Source organism: Citrobacter sp. Igbk 14, assembly GCF_028069825.1.
In the GTDB taxonomy this organism is placed as follows: Bacteria; Pseudomonadota; Gammaproteobacteria; order Enterobacterales; family Enterobacteriaceae; genus Citrobacter.
Genome location: NZ_JANEWM010000124.1, coordinates 1 through 3,387 on the forward strand (window position 1 = coordinate 1; position 3,387 = coordinate 3,387).

Genomic DNA, 3,387 nt, shown 5'->3' on the forward strand with positions numbered 1-3,387 from the left:
GTATATAAATACAGTTAATATTGGATGAGTCATTATGTTGTTTCTCAAGCCAGCGGATCTCCGCGAAATCAATACAATCCCCTTGTTTAGTGACCTTGTTCAGTGCGGGTTTCCCAGCCCGGCTGCGGATTATGTCGAGCGGGGCATCGATTTGAATGAATTACTAGTTCAGCATCCCAGTGCCACGTACTTCGTGAAAGCCGCGGGGGATTCAATGATTGAGGGGGGGATCGATGATGGCGATTTGCTGGTTGTTGACAGTTCGCTGACGGCGGTACATGGCGATATTATTATCGCTGCCGTTGATGGCGAGTTCACGGTTAAGCGGCTGCAGCTTCATCCAACGGTACAGCTCGTTCCAATGAACAGCGCTTATGCACCGATCGTTATCAGCCGTGAAGAATCACTGAATGTATTCGGTGTCGTTACCTATGCCGTGAAGGCTCTCCGCTGATGTTTGCGCTCTGTGATGTCAATTCGTTTTACGCTAGCTGTGAGACCGTTTTCCGGCCTGATCTCTGTGATAAACCGGTTGTGGTTCTCTCAAATAACGATGGCTGTGTTATTGCCTGCAGCGCGGAGGCCAAAAAACTGGGTATCCAAATGGGGGCGCCGTACTTCAAACAAAAAGATCTGTTTCGCCGTTACGGCGTGACGTGCTTTAGTTCAAATTACGAGCTGTATGCGGATATGAGCAGCAGAGTCATGTCCATCCTGGAGGAACTCTCTCCGCGCGTGGAAAGATATAGTATTGATGAAGCGTTCTGTGACTTGACGGGGGTGAGGAACTGCAGAGATCTTACTGATTTTGGTCGCGAGATGAGGGACACTATTTTGCAGAAAACGCATCTTAAAGTGGGTGTCGGTATTGCCCAGACCAAAACACTGGCTAAGTTGGCAAACTATGCGGCTAAAAAGTGGCAGGACCAGACTGGCAGCGTGGTCGACTTATCGAATAGCGAGCGCCAACGTAAACTGATGGCCGCCGTTCCGGTAGATGAAGTCTGGGGCATTGGCCGCCGTATCGGTAAGAAACTGGATGCAATGGGCATTAAAACGGTTTGCGACCTGGCCGAAACCGATATTCGCTTTATCCGCAAACATTTCAGCGTTGTGCTGGAAAGAACCGTGCGGGAATTGCGCGGCGAATCGTGCCTGGCGCTGGAGGAGTTTGCGCCGGTTAAGCAGGAAATCATCTGCTCAAGATCGTTTGGTGAACGGCTCACGGACTACCATGCCATGCGGGAGGCGATCTGCACCTATGCTTCACGTGCAGCGGAGAAGTTGCGCGGAGAGCATCAGTTCTGCTGCTTCATTTCTACGTTTATTAAAACCAGTCCATTTGCCCATAACGAACCTTATTATGGTAACAACGCGTCGGTAAAACTACTGACACCAACCCAGGACAGCCGGGATATTATTGGTGCGGCGACGAGTTGCCTTGACGCCATCTGGCGAGAGGGGCGGCATTATCAAAAAGCAGGTGTGATGTTAGGGGATTTTTTCAGTTCCGGTGTGGCACAGCTCAATCTTTTTGATGAAAACGTCCCGCGGCATAATAGCGACAAACTTATGACGGTTCTGGATACGCTTAATGCTAAAAATGGTAAAGGGACGCTCTGGTTTGCCGGACAAGGGATACAGCAACCATGGGCAATGAAACGAGACATGCTCTCACCTCGTTATACGACGAGATACAGTGATTTACTGCGGGTGGGGGATCTCCAGCGGTGTAATGCCACATCTACGATTGCGTGTCTCTGACATTTCGGTAGCATGAAAAAGCAAGATACATATCCTGCCTTTTTCATGCTATTACCCGTTATTTACCTGATAATTCCTTCAGATACTGTGGTGGTTGATACCAACAGTGGCCGCCATAAGTTCGCGTTCAGACCACGGCTTATTCCTTACCAGCCATAAGACATGCCACCGCCAACCACAAAGTTATGCTGTGTATCGTTGGAAACGGACGCTTTAACGACAACGTGCTCTGATGCCCGGGCAGAGAAACCGACAGCCAAAGCTGTTTCGCCATCCGTCGTACCGACACCCGCACCGACGTTGAAGTGTTGAGACTCAATAACCTGGGGTATATTCGCCATTGCTGCGACACCTGCGATGCCAGCGGACGCGCGTTTACGGTTCTGATCCACTTCATTTTTCAACTGACCGAAGTTAGCGTTGGTGTTCTGCTCCAGTGTTTCGATGCGTTGCTCATGATTGGCCAGTTCGTCGGTATGTTTCGCAACCGTCGCGTTGGTCGCTGCACGTTCAGCAGCGGCGTCAGCCAGATACTTATCGACGGATGCCGAGCGTTGAGCGAACGACGAGGCTGCAACTTTTTGGGACAGGCCTGCTGTCAGCGTCTGGTAATGCGTTGCTTCTGTCTTCACTTCATCTGTGATGGCCTGTTTGTTAGTGGCAACCTGGGCTGCGTCAGCTTTGGTGCCGATTGCCGTTCTGAGCTGGTTATCCGCATCTGTACGATCGGTGATTTCTTTCTGTAATTCACCATCCTGACGCTGCTGATCGGTACTAAAGGCAGTGGTATCAACCTTGTTTTTGAGCGCGTTAGTGTTGTTGTCTGCCGTTTTCTGTGCATTTCCTGCACTTTGCATGGCTTGTGCGATATCGTTACCCTGTTGTAGGTCAACTGCTGCCTGAGCGGTTTTATCCGTATTATAAGTTGGCTTATCGACAAAATTAGCTTGTGACTGCTGGAGTTGAGTGATGGCCTGTTGGTTGGTATTTGCTATGGCAGCAATGCTGTTTGCCTGAGTGACATCGGCTTTATTTGTTGAAAGATCCGCAATAGCACCGTGAAGGTTTTCCAAATCGTAAGTTGAGCCATCAATGCCCACAATAGTAATGGTACCGACAGGGTTAGGCGTTTTGGTGAAGGTAGTGACACCATTTGTTGTCGTGCCGATAGCCGCTTCGGAAATTCCAGACAATAGCAGAGAAGAAAGAATAAAAGCAGTAATTAAGTTGGTTTTCATACATGTCATCATTAATATATAAGTGTTTAAGATTGCGTTGAGCACCGTTTGAACTTCAAAGTAAATAAAATTAGAAAGAATATGATTTGGTTTTTTGATGTTTTCTTGTCCTGTGAATGAAAGTGGCATTTTCAACAGATGCCATATGCAGTGTTTTTATTATTAAAGCTGATGCGCTGAAATAGACCGCTGCGTAGTGAAAACGGTTTTATCATCTCGACTTTGCAGTTTACTTTTCTTTCACATCAGCTGGTTATGATTCCTTTGACGTGAGGTGACCAAGGGCGGTGGATACCTTGACACCTGGCAGGCCATTGATAGTTATTCGATGGTTAAATGTTTCACTGGTTATTATTGTTATGCGATACATAGGGTTGCTTATTAG

The 3,387-nt window shown here is 48.1% G+C and carries 3 protein-coding genes; 2 read left to right on the forward strand and 1 reads right to left on the reverse strand.

The window, feature by feature from the left end; genetic code table 11:
- The first annotated feature begins 34 nt into the window (after nt 1-34).
- Together NNN64_RS22605 and NNN64_RS22610 are read left to right on the forward strand one after the other, a co-directional pair.
- Nucleotides 35-454, forward strand: coding sequence for a translesion error-prone DNA polymerase V autoproteolytic subunit (locus NNN64_RS22605; RefSeq protein WP_271442856.1), 420 nt, complete (start codon nt 35-37; stop codon nt 452-454).
- Nucleotides 454-1,764, forward strand: a complete 1,311-nt coding sequence (locus tag NNN64_RS22610) for a Y-family DNA polymerase (RefSeq protein WP_271442857.1) — start codon at nt 454-456, stop codon at nt 1,762-1,764. The genes NNN64_RS22605 and NNN64_RS22610 overlap by 1 nt, the downstream gene beginning before the upstream one ends.
- A gap of 146 nt (nt 1,765-1,910) precedes the next feature.
- Here the strand turns inward: NNN64_RS22610 and NNN64_RS22615 are convergent, their stop codons facing one another.
- Nucleotides 1,911-3,002: a YadA C-terminal domain-containing protein gene (locus NNN64_RS22615; protein ID WP_271442858.1), complete on the reverse strand. Its 1,092-nt coding sequence runs from the start codon at nt 3,000-3,002 to the stop codon at nt 1,911-1,913.
- Nucleotides 3,003-3,387 lie beyond the last annotated feature (385 nt).

Bases quoted from the DNA above. Each gene is read 5' to 3' on its own strand.
- NNN64_RS22605 (WP_271442856.1), top strand. From the start codon at position 35: ATGTTGTTTCTCAAGCCAGCGGATCTCCGCGAAATCAATACAATCCCC.
- NNN64_RS22610 (WP_271442857.1), top strand. From the start codon at position 454: ATGTTTGCGCTCTGTGATGTCAATTCGTTTTACGCTAGCTGTGAGACC.
- NNN64_RS22615 (WP_271442858.1), bottom strand. From the start codon at position 3,002: ATGAAAACCAACTTAATTACTGCTTTTATTCTTTCTTCTCTGCTATTG.